Source organism: Wenxinia marina DSM 24838 (assembly GCF_000379485.1).
Classification (GTDB): domain Bacteria; phylum Pseudomonadota; class Alphaproteobacteria; order Rhodobacterales; family Rhodobacteraceae; genus Wenxinia; species Wenxinia marina.
Genome location: NZ_KB902314.1, coordinates 148,353 through 173,921, shown reverse-complemented (window position 1 = coordinate 173,921; position 25,569 = coordinate 148,353). Strand labels below are relative to the sequence as shown.

Sequence of the window (25,569 nt, the reverse complement as noted above, 5' to 3'; positions counted from 1 at the left end):
CCTCGTTCCTACCCGTATAGACAGTCGCGCAGGAGCGTCAGCCCGCGGGCCATCTCCTGCGTGGGGGCCACCATGGCGACCCGGATGAATTTCTTGCCGGGGTTGCCGTCCCCGGTGTCGCGGCCGAGATAGCCGCCGGGCAGCACCCGGACGCCGGTCTCGGTCCACAGCTTGAGCGCCGCCTGCTCGTCATCCTCCACCGGCAGCCACAGGAAGAAGCCCGCAGGCGGCGGCCGGTAGCCGTCCACGCCCTTCAGGATGCGGTCCGCCTCGCGGTACTTCTGCGCGTAGAGGGCGCGGTTCTCGGTCACGTGGCCGTCGTCGGCCCAGACCTTCTCGGCCACCTTCTGCAGCGGCAGCGGCAGCGGCGCACCCGCATAGGCCCGCAGCTGGCGCATCCGCGCGATCGACTGCGGCCCGCCGGCGGCGAAGCCCGCGCGCAGGCCCGGCAGGTTCGACCGTTTGGACAGCGAGTGGAAGACCACCAGCCGCTCGGGGTCGGCGCGCATGTCGCGGGCGACCTCCAGAGCGCCGGTCGGGGCGGCGTCGCGGTAGATCTCGGAATAGCACTCGTCGGCGAGGATGGTGAAATCGTGCCGCTCGGCGAGGGTCAGCAGTTCGGTCCAGTAGGCGGCGTCCGCGACCGAGCCCTGCGGGTTCGCGGGCGAGCAGACGTAGGCGAGCGCGGTGCGGTCGAGGACGTCCTTCGGCAGCGACGCGTAGTCGGGCAGGAAGCCGGTCGCCTCGGTCGCCGGGACGTAGACCGGCTCGGCGCCCACGGACAGCGCGCCGATGGCATAGACCTGGTAGAACGGGTTCGGGATCAGGACCGCGGGCCGGGCGCCGTTCTTGGTCTCGGGGCACAGCGCCATCGCGGCGTTGTAGAGGCCCTCGCGGGTGCCGTTCAGCACGATCAGCCGGTCGGGGCCGAGAACGACGGAATAACGGCGGGTCAGCCAGCCGGCGATCGCGGCCAGCAGCTCCGGCGTGCCCTCGTTGGGGGGATAGGCGCCGAATCCCTCCACCGAGTCGGCGAGGATGTCGCCGATCCATTCCGGGAACGGGTGCTGCGGCTCTCCGATGGTCATGGCGATCGGCTCGCCGCCCGCATCGTGGACGTCGAGCAGCTTCCGCAGTCGCGGAAACGCATAATCGGGGAGGTCCGCGAACCGGGTCGGGAACACGAGCGGGGTCCTGCTACTGCCTCTGGCGCGGGATCGTGACGCCCCGCTTTGGGGGTGAGAGTAGAGTGCCGGGGGCGGGAGTGTCCAGAAAAAGAGGCGGATTTGCGCGGGCTTGTGGCTTTCGGGACAACGGGGCGGGAGGGGCCGCGCGGCAGCGCCGCGCGGCGCATCGCGACGCACGCGCGACAGACCGGAGGGGCGGCGTCCGGCGCAGGCAGACGCCCGGACGCGGCGGCAAGGGTGGCATATTCCCCCTCCCCCGCATGACTTCGATCGTCTTCCAGGCGGCGAGGAAGCGTCTGGTCGGGGGGCGGCCAGACGCTGCCCGGGCCGCTCGCGCGGCTGTTCCGGGCGGGGGAGCCGAAACGGTCGGGTCCGGACGTACACCCGTCCCGGGCCTGACCCGGGACCCCGACGCTTCGACGCTGCGCAGGGACGACGGGAGGGCAGCGTCTGGCCGCGGGCAGACGCTCCGACGCCGCGGTAAGGGCGGTTTATTCCCCCTCCCCCGCATGACCTCGATCGTCTTCCAGGCGGCGAGGAAGCGTCTGGCCGGGGGGCGGCCAGACGCTGCCCGGGCCGCTTGCGCGGCTGATTCCGGGCGGGGTGGCTTGGCACCCGTCCCGAGCTTGACCCGGCGGACTTGCGCGGGGTTGTGACTTTCGGGACGACGGGGCGGAAGGGCCCACGAGGCAGCGCCGCGCGGCGCCATCGCGACGCAGACGCAACGGAACCGGAGGGGCGGCGTCCGGCGCAGGCAGACGCCCGGACGCGGCGGTGAGGGCGGTCGATCCCTCCACCCCCGCATGACTTCGAGCATCTTCCCAGGCGGCTGATTCCGGGCGGGGTGGCGTCGCTAGGGCTCCACCCCCCAGGGAACCCGTCCCGGGCTTGACCCGGGACCTCGCGAGTCAGAGCGCCAGAACGTCGAGGCCCCGGGTCGAGCCCGGGGCGGGTTCATCGGGGGGGGAGGCGACCTCCGTGCCTCCGACGTCCCTATCCGGACGTCGCCCTTCAGGCCAGCCCCCTCTCCGCCGCCGCCGCGAGGCGCAGCAGCCGCAGGTCGGACCCCGCCACGCCGTTCAGCATCAGGCCGCAGGCGGGCGTTCCGGTCGGCAGCGTCACCGACGGCAGGCCGAAGAGGTTGGCGAGGCGGGTGTTTCGCAGGGTCTTGAGGTTGGCGGCCTTGTAGGCGTCGCCGCCGCCGGCGATGTCCCGGACCTTCGGCGGCATCAGGGCGACCGTGGGGCAGAGGACCGCGTCCACGCCCCCGGTCGCCGCGGTCCAGTCGCGGCGCAGTTCGCGCAGGCGGTCCCACCCCGCGACGAAGTCGGCGGCACTCACTCCTGCCCCGGCCGAGACCCGCTCGTGGATCTCGGAGAACATCACGCCGGGCGACGGCTCGATCCGGCTGCGCCACCACGCCCACGCCTCGGCGGAATAGAGGATGCCGGCAAGGTCGTAGGCCGGCGCGACCATCGGCACGGACAGGCGGACGATCGTCGCCCCCGCCGCCTCCAGCCGCGCGACGGCGTCATCGAACGCCGCGGCGGGCGACGGGTCGAGGTCGTCCATCACCAGCGCCTCCGGCACGGCGAGGCGGACGCCGTCGAGGGACCCCCCGCGCAGGTCGGGCACCCGGCGCCCGGCGAGCAGGGCGAAGATCAGGCCCGCATCCTCCACGCTGCGGCAGAGCGGTCCGATCGTGTCGAACGAGGTGCAGAGCGGCACGGCGCCGGTGAGCGGCAGCGCGGCGTGGGTCGGCTTGAAGCCGACGAGGTCGGCCCAGGCGGCGGGCACGCGGACGGAGCCGCCGGTGTCCGAGCCGACGGCGGCGGGCGCGAGGCCGAACGCCACCGACGCGGCGGCGCCGGAGGACGAGCCGCCGGGCACCGCGTCGGGGTCGTGCCGGTTCGGCGGGGTGGCGGTGATGGGGTTGTAGCCGAGGCCGGAGAAGGCGATCTCGCTGAGGTGCGTCTTGCCGAGGCAGACCGACCCGCCGAGCGTCGCGGTCCGCAGGACGGCCGCGTCGGCATCCGGCACGCGGTCCTTCATCAGCGCGGTCCCCGCCTCGGTCGCGATGCCGGCGGTGTCGAACAGGTCCTTCCACGACAGCGGCACCCCGTCGAGCGGGCCGCGGCGGGTGCCAGTCCGGGCGCGGGCAGCGGCGGCCTTGGCCTCGGCGCGGGCGCGGTCGGGCGTGGCGCGGGCGTAGATGCGGGACGCCTCGGGATGGGCGCCGATGGCGTCGAGGAACGTCTCGGCCAGCGCCTCGGGATCGATCCCGCCCGCCGCGATGCCGCGGCCGAGCTCCGCCGCACTCGCCTGCCGCCACTCGTCCATCTCGCCTCTCCCCGGTGCCCGACCCAAGGCGTAGCGGCACCGCGCCCCATGGACAATCCCGGCCCCCGGACCATAGTCCGCCCCAATGGCCCATGATGCGGATATCCTGATCGTCGGCGGCGGCCTCAACGGCCCCGCGCTGGCTCTGGCCCTCGCGGGCGAGGGCCTGTCGTCGGTCGTGATCGACGCGCAGCCGGCGGCAGCGCGGGCGGCGGCGGACTTCGACGGACGGGCCTATGCGCTGGCCATCGCGTCGCGGCGGCTGCTGGCGCATCTGGGCCTGTGGGAGCGGGTCGCCGCGGAGGCGCAGCCGATCCTGGAGATCAAGGTCTCGGACGGCCGTGCCGGCGAAGGGCCGTCGCCGTTCTGGATGCATTTCGACCACGCCGAGATCGAGGAAGGCCCGATGGGCCACATGGTCGAGGACCGACACCTGCGCCCGGCGCTCCTGTCCGCGATGGAGGCCGCGCCGGACGTGACGACGCTGTCGGGCGAGACGGTGGCGTCGCAGGAGGTGGGGCCGGGCGGCGTGTCCGTGACGCTGGCCTCCGGCCGGCGGCTGACCGGGGCGCTGCTGGTCGGCGCGGACGGACGGTCGAGCGGCGTGGCGGAGCGGGCGGGCATCGGGCGCACCGCGTGGGGCTACGGCCAGACGGCGGTCGTCTGCGCGGTGGCGCACGAGCGGGACCACGGCGGAATCGCGCACCAGTTCTTCATGCCGGGGGGGCCGTTGGCGATCCTGCCGCTCGCCGGCCGGCGCTCGTCGATCGTCTGGTCCGAGCGCGAGGGCCGGGCGGCCGATCTGCTTGCGCTGGACGACGCGCCGTTCCTCGACGCGCTGCGGCCCGCCTTCGGCTCGTTCCTGGGAGAGATCGCGCCGGAGGGCGCGCGCTTCGGCTACCCGCTCGGCCTGTCGCTGGCACAGAGCTTCGCCGCTGCGCGGGTGGCGCTGGTCGGGGACGCCGCGCACGGGGTGCACCCGATCGCCGGGCAGGGCCTGAACGCCGGCCTGCGCGATGTGGCGGCGCTCGCCGAGGTGCTTGGCGCCGCGCGGGCGCGGGGCGAGGATGTCGGGGCGGAGGACGTGCTGGAGCGCTACGCCCGGTGGCGGCGGTTCGACACGGCCGCTCTTGCGATGGCGACGGACGGGTTCAACCGGCTGTTCTCGAACGACAATCCGATCCTGCGCGCGGTCCGCGACGTCGGGCTGGGCGTGGTCGGCGGGGTGCCGTGGCTGCGGCGCCTCGCGATCCGCGAGGCGGCCGGGCTGACCGGAGAGCTGCCGCGGCTGATGCGATAGGGGTCGAGACGGCCCGGCGCACATTCCGGTCGGGCCGAGATGTCCCGCGTCCTTTCCTGAAGCCACCGAAGGCCTCAAGTGCCGCCAGCCCCTCCGTTCCGGCCCCCGCCGGCCCAAGCCGATGACCAGCCCGGGCCGCGGCGTGTCGTGACGGCATCGCGCGGCCCCCGGCCGATCAGCAGCTGCGATACCCCAGCCGGATAAGCTCGACCCCGCTCACTTCGTAGGGTTGGCCGATCGAATACCGGGCCTCGGACATGAACCACTGCCGGAGAGACGGATTGTAGTGCCGCGCCATGACGTTCGAGAAGTGCTCGAACTGGCTCTGCGGCAGCGGCGTTCCGAAGCGGCTGGGCCCGTGGAAGCCGAACGTCGTCGACGGGCTGACGCAGACGTCCCGGGCACCGAGATACATGGTGCAGGACGAGATGCAGACGCTGCCCCGGATCTCCACCCGCGCCTGCGCCGCGTTCAGCTGCCGGATCTCCTGCGCCCGCGCACCGACGAAGCCGCCGCGGTCGTTGCCGACGACCAATGTCTGCTGCGCGTCGGCCCCTTCCGCCAGCGTCGCGGTTACCGCCAGGGCGAGAGCCATCGCCCGCGAAACGGCCCGCAGGCCGCGCGTGAAGGTCGTCATCGGTCGTATCCCTCTCCATCGGGCCGCGTGGTCCGGGCGGACCCGGCGAACCCCCGCGAGGCACTAGGATCGGGAGGGATTAACGGAAGCTTGCGGGCGTTCGGGGGGGGCACGCGGGAACCTGTGCCTCAGGCGGCGCTCAAGCCATTGACTTCGCTCGGCTTTACGCTCAAAGCGCAGGCGGCGGGTAGCTTCGCGTGTCTCGCATTCGACGGTCAGGTCACACGCTCGCCATCGGGAGGCGCGCAACCCGCCGGGCGGGCGCCAGAAACCGGCACGTCGGTCTGACCGCGAGGCTGCTGCCGCGCGTCCGTCCGAATCGCCGATCCCGGACCGGGGACCGGCGGCGGCTCAGTCCAGCTTGCGTGCCTCGTCGACCAGCATCACCGGGATTCCGCCGCGGATCGGGTAGGCGAGATGGGCGGCGCGGGACACCAGCTCCTGCCGTTCGGCGTCGTAGGTGAGGACGCCGTGCGTCTCGGGGCAGACCAGCGCCTCGAGCATGCGGCGGTCGAATACATCGCCGGGCGCGGGTCCCGTCGGCTCGCCGACACCGTCCGTCATTGCAGTGTCTCCTCGCCACCGGTTCCGCCGCGGAGGGCGAATTCGATCAGTGTCACCAGCGTCTCGCGCCGGACCGGCAGCGAGGGCGCTTCCAGGAGGGCCTGCTTGTCCTCCGGCTCGAACGGGCACAGCATCGACAGGGAATCGATCAGCAGCTCGTCCTCGGCCTCGCGCAGCGATCCCCAGTCGGTCGAGAGGCCCTGGTTGCGGAAGAAGCGCGACAGCAGGTCGAGAAAGTGGTCGCGGTCGAATTCCGGATCGTGCTCCACGCCGCCGAGATCGCGCGAGAAGTCGCCCCAGCGGACGGTGCAGCGGCGGTAGGGGGTGAACCCCTCGATCTCCTCCGTCACGCGGTACCGCGAGATGCCCGAGAGCGTGATCATATAGCGGCCGTCCTCGGTCTCGGAGAACGCGGTGAGCCGCCCGGCGCATCCGATGGCGTGCAGCCTGTTGGCGCCGTTGGCGGACTCGTAGGGCTGGATCATCCCGATCAGCCGGTCCCGCGTCTTCAGCACATCGTCGAGCATGGCGAGGTAACGCGGCTCGAAGATGTGCAGCGGCAGCCGCGTGCGCGGCAGCAACAGCGCCCCGGGGAGCGGAAAGACCGGGATCGTGTCTGGCAGGTCCGAGGCCTTGAGCATGATGCTCGGACCTAGTGTCCGGGGTCGGTCCGACAACCGGCGATCCGGCCCGATGCCGGGCCGGTGCCGGAGCGGGTCAGACGAAGATCATCGAGCTGAGCTTGCGGCGTCCGGCCAGGACGACCGGGTCCTTGGCCGGCAGGCTGTCGAAGATGGTGAAGAGCTGGGTCTTGGCCGCGCCGTCGTTCCAATCGCGATCGCGGCGGAACAGCTCCAGCAGTTCGGCCACGGCCTCGTCGACATGACCGGAGGCGTGCAGCGCGGTGGCGAGATCGAAGCGCGCCTGGTGGTCGGTCGGGTCGGCCTCGACCTTCGCGCGCAGCTCGGCGACGGGGCCGGCGTTGGCGGCCTGCCGGGCCAGCTGGATCGCGGCATGCGCGGCCTCCAGCTCGGGCGCCTTGGCGATGGCGGCGGGGGCGCCGTTCAGGATCGCCTCGGCCTGCTCCACCTCGCCCATCGCGAGATAGGCGCGGACGAGGCCGCCGTAGGCGGAGGCGTTCTCGGGCTCTTCCTGCAGGATCGCGGCGAAGGTCTCGGCCGCGCCGGCGGCGTCGCCCTGGGCCAGCATCTCGTCCGCGGCGGCCACCGCCTCGGCGAGGCCCGCGGCCTCGGCCCCGCCGTCGGCGAGGTCCGCCAGCTTCTTCACGAACTCATCCACCTGGCTTGGCGGCAGGGCGCCCTGGAAGGCGTCGACCGGCTGGCCCTGCCAGAAGGCGTAGACGGTGGGGATCGACTGCACGCGCAGCTGGCCGGCGTAGGCCTGGTTCTTGTCGACGTCGATCTTGACCAGCTTCACCTTGCCACGCGCCTTGGTCACCGCCGCCTCGAGCGCGGGGCCGAGGGTCTTGCAGGGGCCGCACCACGTCGCCCAAAAGTCGACGATGACCGGCACCGTCTGCGACGCCTCGACGACGTCCTGCATGAAGGTCTGGTCGGTGCCGTCCTTGATCAGGTCGGCGGCGGCGGGGGCGGCGTTGGGGCTGTCCGAAAGGCCGAGCATGGCAATGTCCTGTCGTCTGTCGTCCGCGGGGTCGGCCCCTATATGTGCGCCGCCGGGCCGAAGGCCAAGGGGCATTTCCTCCGCCCTTCGCTGCGGCTAGCGTCCCGGGCGAGGGGTTTAGGGGGAGGACAGGCCGGTGACACTTCTGCTGACGTTCGGGGACAGCAACACCCACGGCGCCCCTCCGATGACCTCGCGCACCGACCGCGCACCGCGGCTGGGGCCGGGCGTGCGCTGGCCCACGGTGGCCGCGGCGCGGCTGGGCTGGGACCTCGTCGAGGAAGGGCTGCCGGGGCGGACGACGCAGTGGCCGGACCCGGTGATGGGCGACGAGATGGACGGCCGGCCGGGGCTGAAGATCGCGCTGCGCAGCCACGGGCCGATCGACTGGCTGACGATCATGCTCGGGACCAACGACATGAAAACGCGGTTCGACCCGACGCCGGCGAGGGCCGCGGCGGGGCTGTCGGCCCTGCTCGACATCGCGCAGTCGGTGGAGTGGCAGGACCGGCACGGCGGTTTCCGGGTGCTGGTCATCGCGCCGCCGCCGGTGATCGAGACGGGGCCGCTGATCTGGGAGTTCACCGGCGCCCGGGCGCCCTCTCTGGGTCTGGCGGAGGCGTATCGCGGGATCGCCGAGGCGCGGGGCTGCGGGTTCCTGGACGCCGGGTCGGTGATCGAGTCAAGCGACGTCGACGGCATCCATTTCGGCGCCGACGCGCACGCGGCACTGGGCGAGGCGGTGGCGGAGTCGTTGCGAGGCCTCGGGGGGTAGCGCGAAGGAATTTCGACGCAATTCCCTCTGCCGCAGATGGAAATTCGTCGAATTTCCTTCGCGCTCAAGCCGGCGCGGGCACCCGTTCCGCCCGGCTCATCTGCACCGCGAGGATGCCGAAGCCGATGACGACGACGCCGATCACGTCGGTGAGCCGCAGGGACTCGCCGAGGATGATCGCGGCGATCGCGACCCCGAGGAACGGGTTCAGGAAGTGGAACGTCGCCGCCTTCACCGCGCCGATGCGGTTGACGAGGACGAACCAGACGAGCGTGGCAAGAAGGCCGGGTACCAGCGTCGTGTAGGTGAAGGCGAGGACCAGCTCGGCGTTCCAGTCCACCGCCGCGCCCCTCTCGAACGACAGCGCCGCCACGGCGAGTGCGGCGGAGCCGACGAGCATCTGCAGCCCGACGATCATCAGCACGTTCCCGCCCGAGGACGCCCCCCGCACGGCCAGCGTCGCGACGGTCAGCGAGACGACGCCCAGCGCGCAGAGGCCGAGGCCGTAGAGATCCACGCCGCCCGACAGCCGCGCCCCCATGATGAGCGCCACGCCCGCGACGCCCGCAATCAGCCCACCAACCGCCAGCGCGCGTGGGCGGTCGCCGAACAGCAGCCACCCGGCGAGCGCGACGAGCAGCGGCATGGTAGAGGCCACGATGGCGGCCAGCGAGGCCTCGATCGTCTGCATCGCGACGAAATTCAGGCCCAGATAGAGCGCGTTCTGGCACAGGCCGAAGATCACCACCGCCCGCCACTGCCGGGCGGTCAGGCGCCACGTCTGGCCCAGGGCCCGGGCGATGGCGATGCCGAGGAGGCCCGAGATCAGGAACCGCAGCGCCAGCGCCGACAGCGGCGGCGCGTGGGCGACCACGAGGCGTGCCGAGGTGAAAGCCGACGACCACATGACGGCGAAGGCGAGGCCCAGGAGAAGAGCGCGCAGGTCCATGCCGGCCCCTTTCGAGAATGTCGCGACCGTACCCTCGCGCGATGCCGGCACAAGGGGCGGCGGGGCGAGAAGGCAGCATTGCGGGTATGCACACAGCGGGTACGGCAAGGCCGGACCGAGCGGCAGGTCGTATCCGATCGGGGTCCCGGCTCGGGGGCCGGGACGTGGCCGGACAACCCGCCCCGGCCCTGAGCCGGGGCCTCCCCCAGCCTGGCGCGAGACGTCGGGCCAGTCATGCCCGACCACAAGGCGCGAATCCGATCCCCAGACGAAAAAGGGGCCGCCCCGGCGGACGGCCCCTGTCGTTTGGCGTGGCCGGACGGTCAGTCGTTGACGCTGTCCTTCAGCGCCTTGGCGACGGTGATCTTCACCACCTTGTCGGCCTCTTTCTTGATCTGCTCGCCGGTGGCCGGGTTGCGGACCATGCGCTCGGGGCGCTCGCGGCAGTAGATCTTGCCAACGCCCGGCAGGGTCACGGCGCCGCCGCCGGACACTTCGGACGTGATGATCTCGGTCAGCGCGTCGAGCGCGGCGCCGGCGGCCTTCTTGTCGTGGCCGGTCTTCTCGGCCAGCGCGGCCACGAGCTGGGCCTTGGTCATCGGTTTAGCAGCCATGTCACTGTCTCCTCTTGGCCCCCGGATGTTGGGGCTTTTCATCCGCTCCCAGCGGCATGTCGTTTACTCCCACAATCATTTGCGAGGCTTTGCAAGTGAAAAAGCCATGTTTTGTTGGCTTTTCGGGCCTCAGAGGAACGCCGTTTCCTCGAAGCTGCGCAATTTCCGGCTGTGGATCCGCTCCAGCGGCGCCTCGCGCAGCCGCTCCATCGCGCGGATGCCGATCATCAGGTGCCGCGCGACCTGCGTGCGGTAGAAGTCGGACGCCATGCCCGGCAGTTTCAGCTCTCCGTGCAGCGGCTTGTCGCTGACGCACAGGAGCGTGCCGTAGGGCACGCGGAAGCGGAAGCCGTTGGCGGCGATGGTGGCGCTCTCCATGTCCAGCGCCACGGCGCGGGACTGGCTGAGCCGCTTCACCGGGCCGGCCTGGTCGCGCAGTTCCCAGTTGCGGTTGTCGAGACTGGCGACGGTGCCGGTGCGCATGATGCGCTTCAGCTCGTAGCCCTCGAGCTCGGTCACCTCCTCCACCGCGTCCTCGAGGGCGACCTGGATCTCGGCCAGCGCCGGGATCGGCACCCAGACCGGCAGGTCGTCGTCCAGCACCTTGTCCTCGCGCAGGTAGGCGTGGGCGAGGACGAAGTCGCCGAGGCGCTGGGAATTGCGCAGCCCCGCGCAATGCCCCACCATCAGCCAGGCGTGCGGGCGCAGCACCGCGATGTGGTCGGTCGCGGTCTTGGCGTTGGACGGACCGACGCCGATGTTGACGAGGGTGATCCCCTGACCCTTCTCCCGCTTGAGGTGGAAGGTCGGCATCTGCGGCAGCTTCGCCGGCAGGGGCAGCGGCGCGTCGGGCTCGGTGATCTCGACGTTCCCCGGGCCGACGAAGGACGTATAGCCGCTGTCGGGGTCGGCGAGGACGTGGCGGGCGTAGGCTTCGAACTCCTCGACGTAGAACTGGTAGTTCGTGAACAGGACGTGGTTCTGGAAGTGGTCCGCCCGCGTCGCCGTGTAGTGCGACAGCCGCGCCAGCGAATAGTCGACGCGCTGCGCGGTGAAGGGGGCGAGCGGCTCGGCCCCGTCCGGGTAGCGGAAGCCGGAGCCGTTCACGATGTCGTCGTGGGTGGTGGAGAGGTCCGGCACGTCGAACACGTCGCGCAGCGTGAACGAGACGGCGCCTTCCTGCGGGACCGTCACCTCGGCGTCGCCCGCGACGGCGAAATGGATCGGCATCGGCGTGTCGCTGACCCCGATATGGACCGGGATCTGGTGGTTGCGGATCAGCAGGCCGATCTGCTGCTCGAGATAGGCCTCGAACAGGTCCGGCCGGGTGATCGTCGTGGCGTAGGTGCCGGGTGCGGTGACGTGGCCGAAGGACAGACGGCTGTCCGCGAGGGCGAAGGTCGTCGTGGAGAACCGCACTTCCGGGTAGAAGGCGCGGAAGCGCATGTCCGGCTGGCCGTGCCGGATCGCGGCGTTGAAGCGGTCCTTCAGGAACTCCGTCGCGGTGTCGTACAGCTCGCGCAGGCGGGCGACGGCGGCGGCGGCGTCGGTGAAGGCCTCGTGCGGGACCGGGTCGGGGGTCTCGACGCGCAGGCCGGGACCGAATTGCTGTCCATCGGCGGTCATGACGACTCCTCGATCAGGGGGACGATTTCGAAAGAGCGGACATCGACGAGGCCGAGGTCCGAGATGCGCAGCTCGGGGATCACCACGAGCGCGAGCAGCGAGTGCTGCATGAACGCGTTGTTGAGGCGGCAGCCGCAGGCCGCCATCGCCTCGCCGATGCCGCGGGCCTTTGCCGCCACCTCGGCGGCCGGGCGGTCGGACATCAGGCCGGCAATGGGCAGTTCGACGAGGCCGATCTCGGTGCCGTCCTTCCAGACGGTGACGCCGCCCCCCACCTCGCCGAGCCGGTTCGCGGCGGCGGCCATCATCGCGGCGTCGGTGCCGACGACGATCATGTGGTGGCTGTCATGCGCGACGGTGGAGGCGATGGCCATGCGGCCGGTATAGCCGAAGCCCTGGACGAAGCCGTTTGTCACCTGCCCGGTCGCGCGGTGCCGCTCGACCAGGGCGATGCGGGCAATGTCGCCCTCCGGCTGCACGGCGCCGTCCGCGACGGGCAGGTCGGCAGTCAGCGCCTTCGTCGGCGCCTGGTTCTCGACCACGCCGATGACCCTGGCGGTCACGCGGGAGGCCCCGGCTCGGGGGCCGGGGCGGGTGTCCGAGGGGAGGCGGACCACGAAATCCGCATCCGTGAGCGCGGGGCCAAGCCGAACGGTCTTCCGGGCGCTTTCGGGCCAGTCGTAGTGGGGGCACTCGGCCAGCAATGTTCCGCCTTCGGCCACCCGCCGCCCGCGCGCGAAAACCACCTCGATCGGCAGCTCCCGCAGGTCCGACGTCAATATGGCATCCGCCCGGCGCCCGGGAGCGATGGAGCCCAGCTCCCGCTCCAGACCGAAATGCGTCGCGGTGTTCACCGTCGCCATCTGCAGAGCCACGAGCGGATCGCAGCCGCAGGCGATGGCGTGCCGCACTACCCGGTTCATGTGCCCGTCATGGACCAGCGTGCCGGCGTTGCAGTCGTCGGTGCACAGGATGAAGTTCCGCGGGTCGAGGCCCTTCTCGGTGATCGCGGTGATCTGGCTCTCGACGTCGTACCAGGCGCTGCCGAGCCGCAGCATGGAGCGCATCCCCTGCCGCACCCGCGCCACCGCGTCTGCCTCGGCCGTCCCCTCGTGGTCGTCCGCCGGACCGCCGGCGACGTAGGCGTGGAACGGAATGCCCCGGTCGGGCGAGGCGTAGTGGCCGCCCACAATCTTGCCCGCCGCCATCGTCGCCGCCATCTCGGCCAGCATCTGCTGGCTGCCGTTCACGACGCCCGGATAGTTCATCATCTCGCCGAGGCCGACGATGCCAGGCCAGTCCATCGCCTCGGCCACGTCGTCAGGGCCGATCTCGTAGCCCGTCGTCTCCAGCCCCGGCGCGGACGGCGCGCAGGACGGCATCTGGGTGAAGATGCTGACGGGCTGCATCAGCGCCTCGTCGTGCATCATGCGCACGCCGGGCAGGCCGAGGACGTTGGCGATCTCGTGGGGGTCGGTGAACATCGTCGTCGTGCCGTGGGGGATCACCGCGGCGGCGAACTCGGCCGGCGTGAGCATGCCGGACTCGATGTGCATGTGTCCGTCGATCAGGCCGGGGATCAGGTAGCGGCCGGCGCCCTCCACCACCTCGGTGCCGTCGCCGATGCAGTGCGACGCGTCGGGTCCGACATAGGCGAAGCGTCCCTCGGCCACGGCGACGGCCCAGCCGTCCAGCACCTCGCGGCTCTGCACGTTCACGAGCCGGACATCGCGGATGACGAGATCGGCGGGCGCGCGGCCCGCGGCCACCGCGACGAGGCGGGGGGCGGCGTCGGCCCAGGTCCGGAGGGGTGTCGGGGAGGTCGGTCGTTCCATTGCCGAATCTGACACCAATCGGGTGTCGTCCGCAAGACAGGCGGACGCGGCGTCCCGCACTCCGCCAGCCGTGACCGGACGCGCCGGAACCGCGCACCACGGGCGGCGTTGCGCGATCATGACCCCGCCTCCCGGCCTCATCTACTACCCCGACAGCCGCCCCGGCATCTCGCGCCGGCGCGCAGGCCGCGGCTTCACCTACAAGGCCCCCGACGGCACCACGATCGACGACCGGCGCGAGCGCAAGCGGATCGAGCGGCTCGCCGTGCCGCCGGCCTACGAGAAGGTCTGGATCAGCCCCGAGGAGAAGGGCCACCTGCAGGCGACGGGCTATGACGCGCGCGAGCGCAAGCAGTACCGCTACCACCCCGAGTTCCGCGAGCATCAGGAGCGCAAGAAGTACGACGACCTCGCCGCCTTCGGCGAGGCGCTGCCGCGCATCCGCCGCGTCATCCGCGAGGACCTGCACGGCGAGGCGGGCGAGCGCGACTTCGCCATCGCCGCGGTGCTGGCGCTGATAGACCGGACGGCGATCCGGGTCGGGCACGAGGGCTACACCGTGCTGAACCGGACCTACGGCGCGACGACGTTGAAGCCGCGGCATCTGACGATGACCGAGGGCGCGCTGGAGCTGAAGTTCCGCGGCAAGGGCGGCAAGAAGGTCCGGACGATGCTGCGCGACAAGCGGCTGGCGAAGGTCCTCGGTCAGCTGCACGACCTGCCGGGCAAGGCGCTGATCTCCTGGGTCGACGAGGCCGGCGCGGCGCACTCCGTCCATTCCGAGGAGGTGAATTCCCGCCTCTCCGCCATCGTCGGGCAGCCGGGCATCACCGCCAAGACGTTCCGCACCTGGGCCGGCAGCGAGGCGGCGCTGGTCGCGGCGCTGCAGGACGGGCCGGCCACGATCAAGACGCTGTCGCAGGCGGCGGCGGAGCGGCTGTCGAACACGCCGACCATCGCGCGCAACAGCTACATCCACCCCCGCGTCATCGACCTCGCGGGGACGGAGGCCGACGAGCGGCTGGCGCTGCTGCAGGACCTTCCAGAGCGGGCGGAGCTGCGGCGGGCCGAGCGGGCCCTGCTGCGCCTGATCGGCTGAGGCCTTGCCGGCGGCGGACCGGCGGCGCATCTCTGGACCCATGGCAGGCACCCTTCTCGTCTTCGGTCACGGCTATTCCGCCACCGCGCTCAGCCGGCGGCTGGTCCCGCTGGGCTGGCAGATCTTCGGCACCACCCGCTCCGCCGACAAGGCGCCGGAGCTCGAGGCCATCGGCGTCACCCCCATCGTCTGGCCCGGCGGCGACGTCCTGCCGGCGCTCGCCGCCGCAGACCACCTCCTCGCCTCCGCCGCGCCCGACGCGGACGGCGACCCGGTCCTCGCCGCCCTCGCCCCCGAGATCGCAACCGCCGCGCCGCGCCTGCGCTGGGCCGGCTACCTCTCGACCACCGGCGTCTACGGCGACCAGGGCGGCGGATGGGTCGACGAGGAGACGCCCCCCGCCCCGTCCACCACCCGCGGCCGGCAGCGCGTCGCGGCCGAGGCGGAGTGGGCCGCGCTCGGCCTGCCTTTGCACGTCTTCCGCCTCGCCGGCATCTACGGCCCCGGACGCGGGCCGTTCGCCAAGGTCCGCGAGGGCACCGCCCGCAGGATCGTCAAGCAGGGACAGGTCTTCAGCCGCATCCACGTCGACGACATCGCGCAGGTACTGGAGGCGTCGATCGCGCGCCCCGACCCAGGCCGCGTCTACAACGTCTGCGACGACGACCCCGCCCCGCCGCAGGAAGTGATCGCCGAGGCCGCGCGCCTGCTCGGCCTGCCCGTCCCGCCCGCCGTCCCGTTCGAGGAGGCGGAACTGTCGCCCATGGCCCGCAGCTTCTACGCCGAGAGCAAGCGGGTCCGGAACGACCGAATCAAGGACGAGCTGGGGGTCGAACTGCTCTACCCGGACTATCGCAGCGGTCTTCGGGCCCTGCTCGAAGAGGAAGACCCGTCTTGCAGTCGCGATTGAGGACCATCGTCGAATCCCCACGCTTCACGCGCTTCATCATCGCGGTGATCTTGTTCAACGCAGTGATCCTGGGATTGGAGACGTCGGACGCTGTCATGGCGCTCGCGGGCGGGCCGATCCTCGCGCTCGACCGGCTCTGCCTCGCCATCTTCACCGTGGAGATCGCCGCCAAGCTGGTCGCCTGGGGACCGCGGTTCTTCCGCGACGGCTGGAACGTCTTCGACGCGGCCATCGTGGGCGTGAGCCTCGTTCCCGCCGGGGCGGGTCTCTCGGTCCTGCGGGCGCTGCGGATCCTGCGGGTGCTGCGCGTCGTCTCGGTCACGCCGCGGCTGAGGCGGGTGGTCGAGGGTCTGTTCGCCGCCCTGCCCGGCATGGCCTCGGTCTTTCTGCTGATGGGGCTGATCTTCTACATCGCCTCGGTCATGGCGACCAAGCTCTTCGGTGCGGCCTTTCCGGACTGGTTCGGCTCGCTGGGAGCGTCGGCCTACTCGCTGTTCCAGATCATGACGCTCGAGAGCTGGTCCATGGGGATCGTCCGCCCGGTGATGGAGGTCTTTCCACAGGCCTGGCTGTTCTTCGTGCCTTTCATCCTGGTCACGACGTTCGCCGTGGTGAACCTGGTCGTCGGCCTCATCGTGAACTCGATGCAGGACGCCCATGCCGAGGAAGAGGTCGCCGCGACGGATTCCTATCGCGACGAGGTGCTGACCCGGCTGCGGGCGATCGAGGAAAGGCTGGACCGGCGGGGTTAGGCGCGGCGCTCCAGCACCTTCGCGCCCATCACCTCCAGCACCTTGCGCTCGATGTCGCCGGCGTTCAGCCCGGCGACCGCGTACATGTCCGCCGGCGAGGCTTGGTCGATGAAGATGTCCGGCAGGCACATCGACCGGAACTTCAGCCCGGTGTCGAACACCCCCTCCTCCGCCAGCAGCTGCGCGACGTGGCTGCCGAATCCGCCGACCGCGCCCTCCTCCAGCGTGATCAGCGCCTCGTGCTCGCGCGCCAGCCGCAGGATCAGCTCGCGGTCCAGCGGCTTGGCGAAGCGGGCGTCGGCGACGGTGGGCGACAGGCCGCGGGCCTCCAGAGCCTCGGCGGCCTCCACCGCCTCCTTCAGCCGCGTGCCGAACGACAGCAGCGCGACGCCCCGCCCCTCGCGGACCACGCGGCCGCGGCCGATCTCCAGCGGCTCGGGCCGCTCGGGCATCTCGACCCCGACGCCCTCGCCCCGCGGGAAACGGAAGGCGATCGGCCCGTCGTCGTGCGCCGCGGCGGTGGCGACCATGCGCACCAGCTCGGCCTCGTCGGCGGCGGCCATGACGGTGAAGCCGGGGAGGTTGGAGAGGTAGGCGATGTCGTAGGCGCCCGCGTGGGTCGCGCCGTCGGCGCCGACGAGGCCGGCGCGGTCGATGGCGAAGCGGACCGGCAGGCGCTGCAGCGCGACGTCGTGGACGACCTGGTCGTAGCCGCGCTGCAGGAAGGTCGAGTAGATCGCGCAGAACGGCCGCATTCCCCCCGCGGCGAGGCCGGCGGCGAATGTGACGGCGTGCTGCTCTGCGATGCCGACGTCGAAGCAGCGCGAGGCGAAGCGCTCCATGAACCTGTTCAGGCCCGTGCCGTCCGGCATCGCGGCGGTGACGGCGCAGATGCGGGGATCGCGCTCCGCCGCGGCGATCAGCGACTTGGCGAAGACCGACGTGTAGGACGGCGCGTTCGACGCCGCCTTCTTCTGCTCGCCGGTCACCACGTCGAACTTGCCGACGCCGTGGCCGCGGTCCGCCGCGCTCTCGGCCGGGGCGAAGCCCTTGCCCTTCTTGGTGATCGCGTGGATCAGGATCGGCCCGTGCGCCCGCGCCTTCACGGTGCGCAGCACGGCGAGCAGGCTTTCCATGTCGTGCCCGTCGATGGGCCCGACGTAGGAAAAGCCCAGCTCCTCGAACAGCGTTCCGCCGACGGCGAGGTGCTTGAGGATGTCCTTCGCCCGCTTCGCCCCCTCGCGGAACGGCGGCGGCAGCAGCGACACGGCCCCCTTGGCGGCGGCCTTCAGCTCCTGGAACGGCGCGCCGGCGTAGAGGCGGGACAGGTAGGCGGACATCGCGCCGACGGGGGGCGCGATAGACATCTCGTTGTCGTTGAGGATGACGATCAGCCGCTTGCCGAGGTGGCCGGCGTTGTTCATCGCCTCGTAGGCCATGCCGGCGGACATCGCGCCGTCGCCGATCACCGCGATGCAGTCGCCGATGCCGCAGGCCGGCGTCTCGATCCCCGCGCCGCCGAGGTCGCGGGCGACGGCGAAGCCGAGGGCGGCGCTGATCGAGGTGGAGGAGTGGGCCGCGCCGAACGGGTCGTAAGGGGATTCCGAGCGCTTGGTGAAGCCGGACAGCCCGTCCTTCTGGCGCAGGGTGCGGATCCGGTCTCGCCGGCCAGTGAGAATCTTGTGCGGGTAGGTCTGGTGCGAGACGTCCCAGACGATCCGGTCCCGCGGCGCGTCGAAGATCGCGTGCAGCGCGACGGTCAGTTCGATCACGCCGAGCCCGGCGCCGAGATGGCCGCCCGTGACGGAGACCGCGCTGATCGTCTCGGCCCGCAGCTCGTCGGCCAGCTGCTCCAGCTGCTCGTCCGAGAGGGACTTGAGGTCGGCCGGCGAATGGATCCGGTCGAGGAGCGGGGTCGAGGGTCTGTCGGTCATGCGGGCCTTCCGGCAGGGGTCGCCTGCCCCGTCACCTAGGGCGTCCGGGGGATAGCGGAAGGGCCACCGTGTCGCAAGGCGGGCCCCGTGCAGCGCATGTGCAGGCGGCCCGTCGCTCAGGTGACGCGGGCGACCGCGAACCGGGCGAGGTCGCGCAGCGGGTCGGCCTCCGGCCCGAACCCCGCGAGTGCGGCGACCGCCTCGTCCGCGAGCGCCGCCGCGCGGGCGCGGGCGCCGTCGGCGCCCATCAGCTCCACGAACGTCGCCTTGCCGCGGCCGGCATCCTTGCCCACCGCCTTGCCGACCGCCGCTGCATCTCCGTCCACGTCGAGAAGGTCGTCGCGGATCTGGAAGGCGAGGCCGAGGGCGTCGGCATAGGCCGTCATCGGCGCGGGATCGGCTCCGGCGAGCATCGCGCCCGCCTCGGCCGACCAGCGGAACAGGGCGCCGGTCTTGAGGCGCTGGATATGGCTGATGTGCGCCATCGGGTCGGCCGGGCGGCCGCCCCGCTCGGCCGCGATGTCGCACCACTGGCCGCCGGCCATGCCCGCCATGCCGGACTGCCGCGCGAGGCGGCGGGCGAGGTCCACGACCCGCTCCGCCGGCACGCCGTCGATGCCGGCGACGAGGTCGAAGGCCAGCGACTGCAGCGCGTCGCCGACGAGGATCGCCATCGCCTCGCCAAAGGCGACGTGCACGGTCGGGCGGCCGCGGCGCAGGGCGTCGTCGTCCATCGCGGGCAGGTCGTCGTGGACGAGGGAATAGGCGTGCATCGCCTCGATCGCGGCGGCGGCGTCCAGCGCGGCGGCGGCGGGGACGCCGTGGATGCGGGCGCTTTCCAGCACGATGAGGCCGCGCAGCCGCTTGCCGCCCTCGACGGCGTAGCGCATCGCGCGGACGAGTTCGCCGATGTCGCCGCTTTCCTCCGGCAGCGCCGCGGCCAACCGGTCCGAGATCACCCGCGCGTCCGCGGCGCCCGGTCCCTCAGCCATCGCGATCAGCCATCGAGGGGCGCGGTCCCCGTCGGCTCGCCGCGGGCGTCGGTGGTGATGCGGGCCACCTTCTCCTCCGCCTCCTGCAGCTTCTTCTCGCAGCGGGCGCGCAGAGCGGCGCCGCGCTCGTAGAGGGCGATCGACTCGTCGAGGGCGACCTCGCCGCGTTCCAGCTGGCCGACCACGCGCTCGAGCTCGCGGATCGCCTCTTCGAAGGACATCTGGTCGACCGGCTTGGCCGCGGCCTGTTCGCTCATTGCCCCTGCTCCATCAGTACCGTCACGTGCGCCGCGGCGGCCTCGCCCAGCGCGTCGAGGTCATAGCCGCCCTCGAGCGCCGAGACCACCCGTCCGCCGCACACCCGGTCCGCCGCGTCGCAGATCGCCCGCGTCACCCAGGCGAAGTCCGAGGTCCTGAGCGCGATCGAGGCGAGCGGGTCGCGGACGTGGGCGTCGAAGCCGGCGGAGACGAGGATCAGGTCGGGTCGGAACGCCTCCATCCTCGCGAGGATGTCGGACCAGACCTGGCGGAACAGCTCGGACCCCGAGCCCGGGGGCAGCGCGACGTTCATCACCGTGCCATGCGGGCCGTCGTCGGACGGATCACCGGTGCCGGGATAGAGCGGCATCTGATGCGACGAGGCGAAGAAGATGCGCGGGTCGTCCTGCACCAGGTCCTGCGTGCCGTTGCCGTGATGCACGTCGAAATCGAGAATCGCGACCCGCTTCAGGCCGTGATGCTCCAGCGCGTGGGCCGCGCCGACGGCGACCGAGCCGAAGAAGCAGAACCCCATCGGCGTCTGGCGCTCGGCATGATGGCCGGGCGGGCGGACCGCGCAGAAGGCGTTCGCGACCTCGCCGCCGAGGACGAGGTCGACGGCCCGGACGACCGCGCCCGCGGCGCGCCAGGCGGCGGAGATCGAGCCGGGCGACAGCGTCGTGTCGGCATCCAGCGCCACGAACCCTTCCTCCGGCGCCGCGGCAGTGACGGCGTCGACATAGGGCGCGGGATGCACGCGCGTCAGGTCGTCCGCCGCCGCCATCGGGGCGGAGACGCGGACGAGGTCCATTCCCTCCAGCACCTCCAGCACGGTTTCGAGCCGGGCCACCTGCTCGGGGTGGCCCGGCGGATTGACGTGGCCGAGGCAGTCGGGGTGGGTGACGAGCGCGGTTGCCATGGGGCGGAGCAAAACGCACTCTGCCCGCGTCCACAACAACGGATCGCCGCCATGCGCCGCCTCCTCGCCCTGCTCTGCCTCGCCGCCCTGCCCGCCGCCGCGCAGGAGGCGACCGAGGTGCAAACCGATCTCGACGGCGACGGGACGATCGAGACGTGGGTTATGGAAACCGACGACGCGGGCGGCGCCCTGCTGACCGTCGATGGGCTGGACGGCATCCGCGTGTACCGGGACGTCGTGTGGTCCGGCGCGATGGCGGGCACCACGCCGTCCCTCGACGTTGCGCCGAATGGCTCGCTGCAAATCGTCTCGCAGAACGAGGCCATCGGCCGCGACCGCTGGAGGCAGGTCCTGACCGTGGCGTTCCGCGACGGCGCCTACCGCGTCGCCGGGTTCAGCTACGACTGGTACGACACCCTCAATCCGGACTCGCGCGGGCTGTGCGATCTCAACCTGCTGACGGGCCGGGGCGTCGTCATGGACGGCGATCACGAGGCGGAGGTGGACGCCTCGGTTCCGGCACTGCCGCTCGCGCAATGGACCTCGGACACCTTTCCCGGCGAGTGCCTGCCCTGACGTCGTTGCAACAGTCCGGACGCCGCCGAATTGCCCGTGTGCGGCCTTAGTTGAAAGCTGACTCTTCGGGACTAATGTCGGCGCCCGAAGGCGATCCGAGGAATATTTCATGCCGATCCGTGCCGTCGTGTGGGGCGAGAACCACCACGAACAGACGAACAAGGTCGTGGCCGACCTGTATCCCGAGGGGATGCACGGCACCATCGCCGGGGCGCTGAACGCCGACGATGGGATCGAGGCGACGACCGCCACCCTGCAGGAGCCCGAGCACGGCCTGACGGCCGAGCGGCTGGCGCAGACCGATGTCCTGCTGTGGTGGGGCCATGCCCGCCACAAGCAGGTCGAGGACGCCGTGGTGGAGCGTGTGGTCGAGGCCGTGTGGTCCGGCATGGGCCTGATCGCCCTGCACTCCGCCCACTTCTCCAAGCCGTTCAAGCGGCTGATGGGCACGCCCTGCAACCTCACCTGGCGCGAGGCGGGAGAGCGCGAGCGGCTGTGGCTGACCTCGCGCAACCACCCGATCGCCGCCGGCCTGCCCGACAGCTTCGAGCTGGAGAACGAGGAGATGTACGGCGAGCCGTTCGGCATCCCCGAGCCGATGGAGACGGTGTTCGTCAGCTGGTTCCAGGGCGGCGAGGTGTTCCGCTCGGGCGCGACGTGGAAGCGGGGGGCGGGCAACGTCTTCTACTTCCGCCCCGGGCACGAGACCTACCCGACCTACCACGACGGCAACGTCCATACCGTGCTGCGCAACGCGGTGCGCTGGGCGCACAACCCGGCGAAGCGGCTGGCCGACCCGACCAAGGCGCCGAACGTGCCCGTTGACAAGGCGCCCGAGAAGATCGAGGAGCGCGGCCCGAAGCTGCACGCCCATGGCGAAGAGGGTCTGCGTTGAGCGAGGTTCGTGTCCTGATCGTCGGCACCGGGGGCATGGCCAATGCCCACGCGAACGCCTTCGAGGAACTGCACGGCGTCCGCCTCGTCGGCGGCGTCGACCTGAACCCCGGCCGGCGGCTGGAATTTCTGGCCAAGCACCGGCTGCAGATGGGCTTCGGCTCGGTCGCCGAGGCGCTGGAGTGGGGCGAGTTCGACGCCGTGTCGAACGTGACGCCCGACGCGGTGCACCACCCGACGACGCTGCCCCTCCTCGGGGCCGGCAAGCACGTCCTGTGCGAGAAGCCGCTGGCGACCAGCTACCACGACGCCCGGCAGATGGCCGTCGCCGCCGACCGGCGCGGCGTCATCAACATGGTGAACCTCACCTACCGGAACGTGCCCGCGCTGATCCAGGCGCACGCGATGGTGCAGGCCGGCGAAATCGGCGAGGTCCGGCACTTCGAGGCCGCCTACCTGCAGAGCTGGCTGACCCAGCCGGCCTGGGGCGAGTGGCGGGAAGAGCAGAAGTGGCTGTGGCGCCTGTCCAGCAAGCACGGCTCTCTCGGCGTGCTCGGCGACGTCGGGGTCCACATCCTGGACTACGCGACCTACGCCGCGGGGCTGGAGCCGACGAACGTGTCGTGCCGCCTGACCACCTTCGACAAGGCGCCGGGCGGCCAGATCGGGGAATACACGCTCGACGCCAACGACAGCTTCGCGATGCACCTGCAGCTGGAGAACGGGGCCACCGGCGTCGTCCATGCCAGCCGCTTCGCGACGGGCCACATCAACGATCTCAAGCTGCGGCTCTACGGCACGAAGGGCGGTCTCGACGTGCGGTACGAGAACAAGGTCAGCACGCTGAAGGCCTGCCTCGGCGAGGACATCCTGACCGGGACCTGGCGCGAGGTGCACACGCCGGACGTCCCGACGAACTACGCCCGCTTCGCCGCCGCGATCCGCGCGCAGGAAAAGGTCCTGCCCGACTTCGCCCGCGGCGCGGTGCTGCAGAAGGTCATCGACACGGCGGTCGAATCGGACGCGCAGGGCGGGTTGGGACTCACGCTCTGACGCGCGTCCGGGCGCGCCGCTGGTGCGCCCGGACGACAGCCCGCTCCCGGACCATGGCCGCCGCCTTTGACTTGGGAGGACGTTTTGGCGTCCAGTGCGGTCGATGGCATTGCACGACAGGACCGGTTACGAAGATGCAGCTTTCCGTCAGTTTCGAGAATACCCGCGGCACAGAGGCGGGCACGGGTCCGGTCACGGTGGGCTGGTTCCTGGCGGACGCGAAGGCCGCGGTGATCTACTACCCGCCCGAGCGGGTGCGGTCTGCGGACCTGAACCGGCAGCACGCCAAGTCGGCCTCCCGCTGTCCGGCGGTGATCAACCTCGAAAGCCGGTATTTCCTGATCCGCTGCCCCTTCGACATCAACATCGGCTTCGTCCGCGACGACAAGGGCAAGGCCGCGATGCGCAACCTCAGCGGCGAGGCCAGTGCGATCCGGGGCAGCAAGCTGGGCGAGAAGCTGCACATGGTGTCCGAGGCGGAGTGGCGGCACAAGGACGTGCCGACGATCCAGCTCGCCCTGCCTTACGTCTTCGTCGCGGACGAGCCGGTCTACATGAGCCAGGTCTCGCCGTTCATGCATTACACCCGTGATCCGCTGCCCGGGACGATCTTCGGCGGGCGGTTCCCGATCAACGTCTGGCCGCGGCCCCTGATGTGGGCGTTCGAGTGGTGGGACACGACGAAGCCGATCCGTATCAACCGAGGCGACCCGCTGTTCTACGCCGGGTTCGAGACGATGCCGCAGGATCGCGGCGTCGCGGTGCACGAGACCGAGGTCACGGACGAGCTGAAGACGTACCTCGAGCACATCTCGGGCGCGGTGAACTACGTCAACCAGACCTTCTCGCTGTTCGAGGCGGCCGAGAGGGTGCGGCCCGAGACGCTGGTCGTACCGGTCCGCCGCCGCCGTCCGGCCGACGGATGAGCGAGGCCGGATCCCGTCCGCCGACGGTTGCGGAAGTCCGCGACGCCGCGGTCGAGGCGCACCGGGCCGGCCGCCTGGACGAGGCGTCCGAGCTGTACGCGGCGTACCTGGCGGCCAGTCCCGACGACGGCGGGATGTGGAGCAACCTGGGCGCGCTGCACCGCGTGGCGGGACGCCACGACCTGGCGCTGATCGCCCAGAAACGGGCCTACGCGCTGATGCCACGGGCCCGGTCGATCACCGGGAACCTCGCCAACATCCTCGCCGATACCGGAGAGACGGAGCGGGCGCTCGAGCTGCGGCGGCAGCTGCTGGCGGACCGGCCGGACGATCCCGAGGTCATCGCCATGATGGGCAAGGCGCTGCGGACGCTGCGGCGCTACGACGAGGCCATTTCGCTCCTGAAGGAGGCCGCGGAGCGGTATCCGGACCATGCGGAAATGCGGGTGCAGCTCGCCCTGACGCTTCTCGCCGCAGGGCGCTACCTCGAGGGGTTCGAGGCCTACGAGGCCCGCTGGCTGACCGGCGAGCTGGCGCCGCGCAGGATGGCGATGCCCCGCTGGGACGGCTCCCCCCTGGACGGCCGGACGATCCTGGTGGTGCCGGAGCAGGGTTTCGGCGACGCGCTGGCGTTCAGCCGGTTCCTGCCGGTCCTGAAGGAGAGGTGCGGCGCCGGGCGCGTCCTTCTGCTGAACAACGGGCCGGTCCATCGGCTGCTGTCGCAACCGGACGGCGTCGACGCCGCAGCGACCAGCATGGACGGCGCCGGGTTCGACACCTGGTGCTACATGATGGACGCCCTGCCGCACCACTTCGCGGCGTCGCCCGAGGTGCCGCCGCCGACCCGCCTCCACGTGCCCGACGATTCGCGCGAGCGGGCGGTGGCCCTCGCCGCGCCGGCGCGCGACCGCTTCCGGGTCGGCCTCGTCTGGAACGGATCCGTCACGTACCGTGCCAACGCCTTCCGGTCGTTCAGCCATCGCGAGTACTGGCCCCTTCTCGACCTGCCGGACACGCAGTTCTACGGCCTGCACAAGGGCCCGATGGCCGAGGAGATGCGCAAGGACGGGACCGCGACGCTGCTCCACGACGTCGCCCGGACCGAACGCGACTTCGCCGACACGGCCGCGATGATGCGGGAGCTCGACCTCGTCGTCACCACCTGCACCGCGACCGCCCACCTCGCCGGGAGCCTCGGGGTGCCGGCGTGGGTGCTGCTGCACTGGGACTCTTTCTGGATGTGGGGGGCGGACGGCGAGACGACGCCGTGGTATCCGTCGGTCAGGCTGATCCGGCAGGAGACGCCACGGGACTGGGCCGGCGTGATCGCGCGGGTCCGCTCCGGGCTCGAGCAGGAGCTGGATCGCTGGCGGAAGGCGCGCGCGCATGGATGACATCCTCGTCCCGGTCTCGGCCGGCGAACTGATCGACAAGATCACCATCCTCCGGATCAAGTCCGAGCGGATCGCGGACGAGGCCAAGCTCGCCAACGTGCGGCGCGAGCTGTCGGTCCTGCAGGCCGTGGCCGACAAGCTGCCCGACACGCCCGACCTGCCCGTGCTCGAGGACGAGCTGATGGGGATCAACACCCGCCTCTGGGTGATCGAGGACGACATCCGCGAGTGCGAGGCGCGGGGCGACTTCGGCCCCGACTTCATCGCCCTCGCCCGGGCCGTCTACCGGACCAACGACCGCCGGGCCGACGCCAAGCGGCGGATCAACGAGCTGCTCGGCTCGACCATCGTCGAGGAGAAGTCCTACGCCGACTACGGCGGCGGGGCGGACTGA

General features: G+C 71.4%; 25 protein-coding genes. 11 read left to right on the top strand and 14 right to left on the bottom strand.

Annotated elements, in window-relative coordinates; translation table 11 throughout:
* Positions 1–8: 8 nt before the first annotated feature.
* Positions 9–1,184, bottom strand: coding sequence for an aminotransferase class I/II-fold pyridoxal phosphate-dependent enzyme (locus A37W_RS0119015; RefSeq protein WP_018304644.1), 1,176 nt, complete (start codon positions 1,182–1,184; stop codon positions 9–11).
* A gap of 1,014 nt (positions 1,185–2,198) precedes the next feature.
* Positions 2,199–3,527, bottom strand: coding sequence for an amidase (locus A37W_RS0119010; protein ID WP_018304643.1), 1,329 nt, complete (start codon positions 3,525–3,527; stop codon positions 2,199–2,201).
* Positions 3,528–3,612: 85 nt separating this feature from the next.
* On the opposite strand from A37W_RS0119010, the gene A37W_RS0119005 reads away from it, so the two are divergent.
* A complete protein-coding gene (locus tag A37W_RS0119005; RefSeq protein WP_018304642.1) occupies positions 3,613–4,827 on the top strand; it encodes an FAD-dependent monooxygenase in 1,215 nt (404 codons plus the stop codon).
* Between the two features lie 175 nt (positions 4,828–5,002).
* Here A37W_RS0119005 and A37W_RS0119000 read toward each other — a convergent pair whose 3' ends face one another.
* The 4 genes from A37W_RS0119000 to trxA all read right to left on the bottom strand — a co-directional run bounded on the left by A37W_RS0119000 (position 5,003) and on the right by trxA (position 7,669).
* Entirely contained in the window at positions 5,003–5,464 is a 462-nt protein-coding gene (locus A37W_RS0119000) for a hypothetical protein (protein WP_018304641.1), read from the bottom strand.
* Positions 5,465–5,815: 351 nt separating this feature from the next.
* Entirely contained in the window at positions 5,816–6,028 is a 213-nt protein-coding gene (locus A37W_RS0118995; RefSeq protein ID WP_018304640.1) for a Trm112 family protein, read from the bottom strand.
* The gene (locus A37W_RS0118990) at positions 6,025–6,669 is read right to left on the bottom strand and encodes an LON peptidase substrate-binding domain-containing protein (protein WP_018304639.1); all 645 of its coding nucleotides are present in this window, start codon (positions 6,667–6,669) and stop codon (positions 6,025–6,027) included. The genes A37W_RS0118995 and A37W_RS0118990 overlap by 4 nt, the downstream gene beginning before the upstream one ends.
* Before the next feature lie 76 nt (positions 6,670–6,745).
* The gene (gene trxA / locus A37W_RS0118985; protein ID WP_018304638.1) at positions 6,746–7,669 is read right to left on the bottom strand and encodes a thioredoxin; all 924 of its coding nucleotides are present in this window, start codon (positions 7,667–7,669) and stop codon (positions 6,746–6,748) included.
* 136 nt (positions 7,670–7,805) lie between these two features.
* Between trxA and A37W_RS0118980 the strand changes: the two genes are divergently transcribed.
* On the top strand, positions 7,806–8,444 hold the full coding sequence (locus A37W_RS0118980) for an SGNH/GDSL hydrolase family protein (RefSeq protein ID WP_018304637.1): 639 nt from the start codon (positions 7,806–7,808) through the stop codon (positions 8,442–8,444).
* A 64-nt stretch (positions 8,445–8,508) separates the two neighbouring features.
* On the opposite strand, the gene A37W_RS0118975 is transcribed toward A37W_RS0118980, so the two are convergent.
* The 4 genes from A37W_RS0118975 to A37W_RS0118960 all read right to left on the bottom strand — a co-directional run bounded on the left by A37W_RS0118975 (position 8,509) and on the right by A37W_RS0118960 (position 13,468).
* Positions 8,509–9,393 carry a DMT family transporter gene (locus A37W_RS0118975; RefSeq protein ID WP_018304636.1) on the bottom strand — a complete coding sequence of 295 codons (885 nt, stop codon included), beginning with the start codon at positions 9,391–9,393 and terminating at the stop codon, positions 8,509–8,511.
* Between the two features lie 323 nt (positions 9,394–9,716).
* Positions 9,717–10,007 (bottom strand): HU family DNA-binding protein, encoded by a 291-nt coding sequence (locus A37W_RS0118970; RefSeq protein ID WP_040754367.1) that lies wholly within the window; start codon positions 10,005–10,007, stop codon positions 9,717–9,719.
* A 129-nt stretch (positions 10,008–10,136) separates the two neighbouring features.
* Positions 10,137–11,633, bottom strand: a complete 1,497-nt coding sequence (locus A37W_RS0118965) for an AMP nucleosidase (protein ID WP_018304634.1) — start codon at positions 11,631–11,633, stop codon at positions 10,137–10,139.
* Positions 11,630–13,468, bottom strand: a complete 1,839-nt coding sequence (locus A37W_RS0118960; RefSeq protein WP_018304633.1) for an adenine deaminase — start codon at positions 13,466–13,468, stop codon at positions 11,630–11,632. The genes A37W_RS0118965 and A37W_RS0118960 overlap by 4 nt, the downstream gene beginning before the upstream one ends.
* Positions 13,469–13,586: 118 nt before the next feature.
* On the opposite strand from A37W_RS0118960, the gene A37W_RS0118955 reads away from it, so the two are divergent.
* The 3 genes from A37W_RS0118955 to A37W_RS23925 are packed head-to-tail and all read left to right on the top strand — an operon-like array spanning position 13,587 to position 16,229.
* Entirely contained in the window at positions 13,587–14,567 is a 981-nt protein-coding gene (locus tag A37W_RS0118955; RefSeq protein WP_018304632.1) for a DNA topoisomerase IB, read from the top strand.
* A gap of 40 nt (positions 14,568–14,607) precedes the next feature.
* A complete protein-coding gene (locus A37W_RS23930) occupies positions 14,608–15,477 on the top strand; it encodes an SDR family oxidoreductase (protein ID WP_018304631.1) in 870 nt (289 codons plus the stop codon).
* Complete coding sequence (locus tag A37W_RS23925) at positions 15,474–16,229, top strand: ion transporter (protein ID WP_018304630.1); 756 nt, start codon at positions 15,474–15,476, stop codon at positions 16,227–16,229. The genes A37W_RS23930 and A37W_RS23925 overlap by 4 nt, the downstream gene beginning before the upstream one ends.
* Here A37W_RS23925 and dxs read toward each other — a convergent pair.
* The 4 genes from dxs to A37W_RS0118925 form a co-directional block, all read right to left on the bottom strand.
* Entirely contained in the window at positions 16,226–18,163 is a 1,938-nt protein-coding gene (gene dxs / locus A37W_RS0118940) for a 1-deoxy-D-xylulose-5-phosphate synthase (RefSeq protein WP_018304629.1), read from the bottom strand. The two genes, A37W_RS23925 and dxs, sit on opposite strands and share 4 nt — an antisense overlap.
* A gap of 116 nt (positions 18,164–18,279) precedes the next feature.
* Entirely contained in the window at positions 18,280–19,155 is an 876-nt protein-coding gene (locus tag A37W_RS0118935; RefSeq protein WP_018304628.1) for a polyprenyl synthetase family protein, read from the bottom strand.
* Positions 19,156–19,160: 5 nt separating this feature from the next.
* Entirely contained in the window at positions 19,161–19,412 is a 252-nt protein-coding gene (locus A37W_RS0118930; RefSeq protein WP_018304627.1) for an exodeoxyribonuclease VII small subunit, read from the bottom strand.
* Entirely contained in the window at positions 19,409–20,332 is a 924-nt protein-coding gene (locus A37W_RS0118925; RefSeq protein WP_018304626.1) for a histone deacetylase family protein, read from the bottom strand. The genes A37W_RS0118930 and A37W_RS0118925 overlap by 4 nt, the downstream gene beginning before the upstream one ends.
* Positions 20,333–20,383: 51 nt before the next feature.
* Between A37W_RS0118925 and A37W_RS23020 the strand changes: the two genes are divergently transcribed.
* The 6 genes from A37W_RS23020 (at position 20,384) to A37W_RS0118895 (ending at position 25,569) form a co-directional block, all read left to right on the top strand.
* On the top strand, positions 20,384–20,908 hold the full coding sequence (locus tag A37W_RS23020) for a hypothetical protein (protein ID WP_018304625.1): 525 nt from the start codon (positions 20,384–20,386) through the stop codon (positions 20,906–20,908).
* Between the two features lie 109 nt (positions 20,909–21,017).
* Positions 21,018–21,803, top strand: coding sequence for a ThuA domain-containing protein (locus A37W_RS0118915; protein ID WP_018304624.1), 786 nt, complete (start codon positions 21,018–21,020; stop codon positions 21,801–21,803).
* On the top strand, positions 21,800–22,855 hold the full coding sequence (locus tag A37W_RS0118910; RefSeq protein ID WP_018304623.1) for a Gfo/Idh/MocA family protein: 1,056 nt from the start codon (positions 21,800–21,802) through the stop codon (positions 22,853–22,855). The genes A37W_RS0118915 and A37W_RS0118910 overlap by 4 nt, the downstream gene beginning before the upstream one ends.
* Before the next feature lie 134 nt (positions 22,856–22,989).
* A complete protein-coding gene (locus A37W_RS0118905; protein WP_018304622.1) occupies positions 22,990–23,781 on the top strand; it encodes a hypothetical protein in 792 nt (263 codons plus the stop codon).
* Positions 23,778–25,175: a tetratricopeptide repeat protein gene (locus tag A37W_RS0118900; RefSeq protein WP_018304621.1), complete on the top strand. Its 1,398-nt coding sequence runs from the start codon at positions 23,778–23,780 to the stop codon at positions 25,173–25,175. The genes A37W_RS0118905 and A37W_RS0118900 overlap by 4 nt, the downstream gene beginning before the upstream one ends.
* The gene (locus tag A37W_RS0118895) at positions 25,168–25,569 is read left to right on the top strand and encodes a DUF6165 family protein (protein ID WP_018304620.1); all 402 of its coding nucleotides are present in this window, start codon (positions 25,168–25,170) and stop codon (positions 25,567–25,569) included. Before A37W_RS0118900 ends, A37W_RS0118895 begins: the two co-directional genes overlap by 8 nt.

Excerpts from the sequence above, each read along its gene's own strand:
- A37W_RS0119010 (WP_018304643.1), bottom strand. The coding sequence starts at position 3,527 with ATGGACGAGTGGCGGCAGGCGAGTGCGGCGGAGCTCGGCCGCGGCATC.
- A37W_RS0119005 (WP_018304642.1), top strand. The coding sequence starts at position 3,613 with ATGGCCCATGATGCGGATATCCTGATCGTCGGCGGCGGCCTCAACGGC.
- A37W_RS0119000 (WP_018304641.1), bottom strand. The coding sequence starts at position 5,464 with ATGACGACCTTCACGCGCGGCCTGCGGGCCGTTTCGCGGGCGATGGCT.
- A37W_RS0118995 (WP_018304640.1), bottom strand. The coding sequence starts at position 6,028 with ATGACGGACGGTGTCGGCGAGCCGACGGGACCCGCGCCCGGCGATGTA.
- A37W_RS0118990 (WP_018304639.1), bottom strand. The coding sequence starts at position 6,669 with ATGCTCAAGGCCTCGGACCTGCCAGACACGATCCCGGTCTTTCCGCTC.
- trxA (WP_018304638.1), bottom strand. The coding sequence starts at position 7,669 with ATGCTCGGCCTTTCGGACAGCCCCAACGCCGCCCCCGCCGCCGCCGAC.
- A37W_RS0118975 (WP_018304636.1), bottom strand. The coding sequence starts at position 9,393 with ATGGACCTGCGCGCTCTTCTCCTGGGCCTCGCCTTCGCCGTCATGTGG.
- A37W_RS0118970 (WP_040754367.1), bottom strand. The coding sequence starts at position 10,007 with ATGGCTGCTAAACCGATGACCAAGGCCCAGCTCGTGGCCGCGCTGGCC.
- A37W_RS0118965 (WP_018304634.1), bottom strand. The coding sequence starts at position 11,633 with ATGACCGCCGATGGACAGCAATTCGGTCCCGGCCTGCGCGTCGAGACC.
- A37W_RS0118960 (WP_018304633.1), bottom strand. The coding sequence starts at position 13,468 with ATGGAACGACCGACCTCCCCGACACCCCTCCGGACCTGGGCCGACGCC.
- A37W_RS0118955 (WP_018304632.1), top strand. The coding sequence starts at position 13,587 with ATGACCCCGCCTCCCGGCCTCATCTACTACCCCGACAGCCGCCCCGGC.
- A37W_RS23930 (WP_018304631.1), top strand. The coding sequence starts at position 14,608 with ATGGCAGGCACCCTTCTCGTCTTCGGTCACGGCTATTCCGCCACCGCG.
- dxs (WP_018304629.1), bottom strand. The coding sequence starts at position 18,163 with ATGACCGACAGACCCTCGACCCCGCTCCTCGACCGGATCCATTCGCCG.
- A37W_RS0118935 (WP_018304628.1), bottom strand. The coding sequence starts at position 19,155 with ATGGCTGAGGGACCGGGCGCCGCGGACGCGCGGGTGATCTCGGACCGG.
- A37W_RS0118930 (WP_018304627.1), bottom strand. The coding sequence starts at position 19,412 with ATGAGCGAACAGGCCGCGGCCAAGCCGGTCGACCAGATGTCCTTCGAA.
- A37W_RS0118925 (WP_018304626.1), bottom strand. The coding sequence starts at position 20,332 with ATGGCAACCGCGCTCGTCACCCACCCCGACTGCCTCGGCCACGTCAAT.
- A37W_RS23020 (WP_018304625.1), top strand. The coding sequence starts at position 20,384 with ATGCGCCGCCTCCTCGCCCTGCTCTGCCTCGCCGCCCTGCCCGCCGCC.
- A37W_RS0118915 (WP_018304624.1), top strand. The coding sequence starts at position 21,018 with ATGCCGATCCGTGCCGTCGTGTGGGGCGAGAACCACCACGAACAGACG.
- A37W_RS0118905 (WP_018304622.1), top strand. The coding sequence starts at position 22,990 with ATGCAGCTTTCCGTCAGTTTCGAGAATACCCGCGGCACAGAGGCGGGC.
- A37W_RS0118900 (WP_018304621.1), top strand. The coding sequence starts at position 23,778 with ATGAGCGAGGCCGGATCCCGTCCGCCGACGGTTGCGGAAGTCCGCGAC.
- A37W_RS0118895 (WP_018304620.1), top strand. The coding sequence starts at position 25,168 with ATGGATGACATCCTCGTCCCGGTCTCGGCCGGCGAACTGATCGACAAG.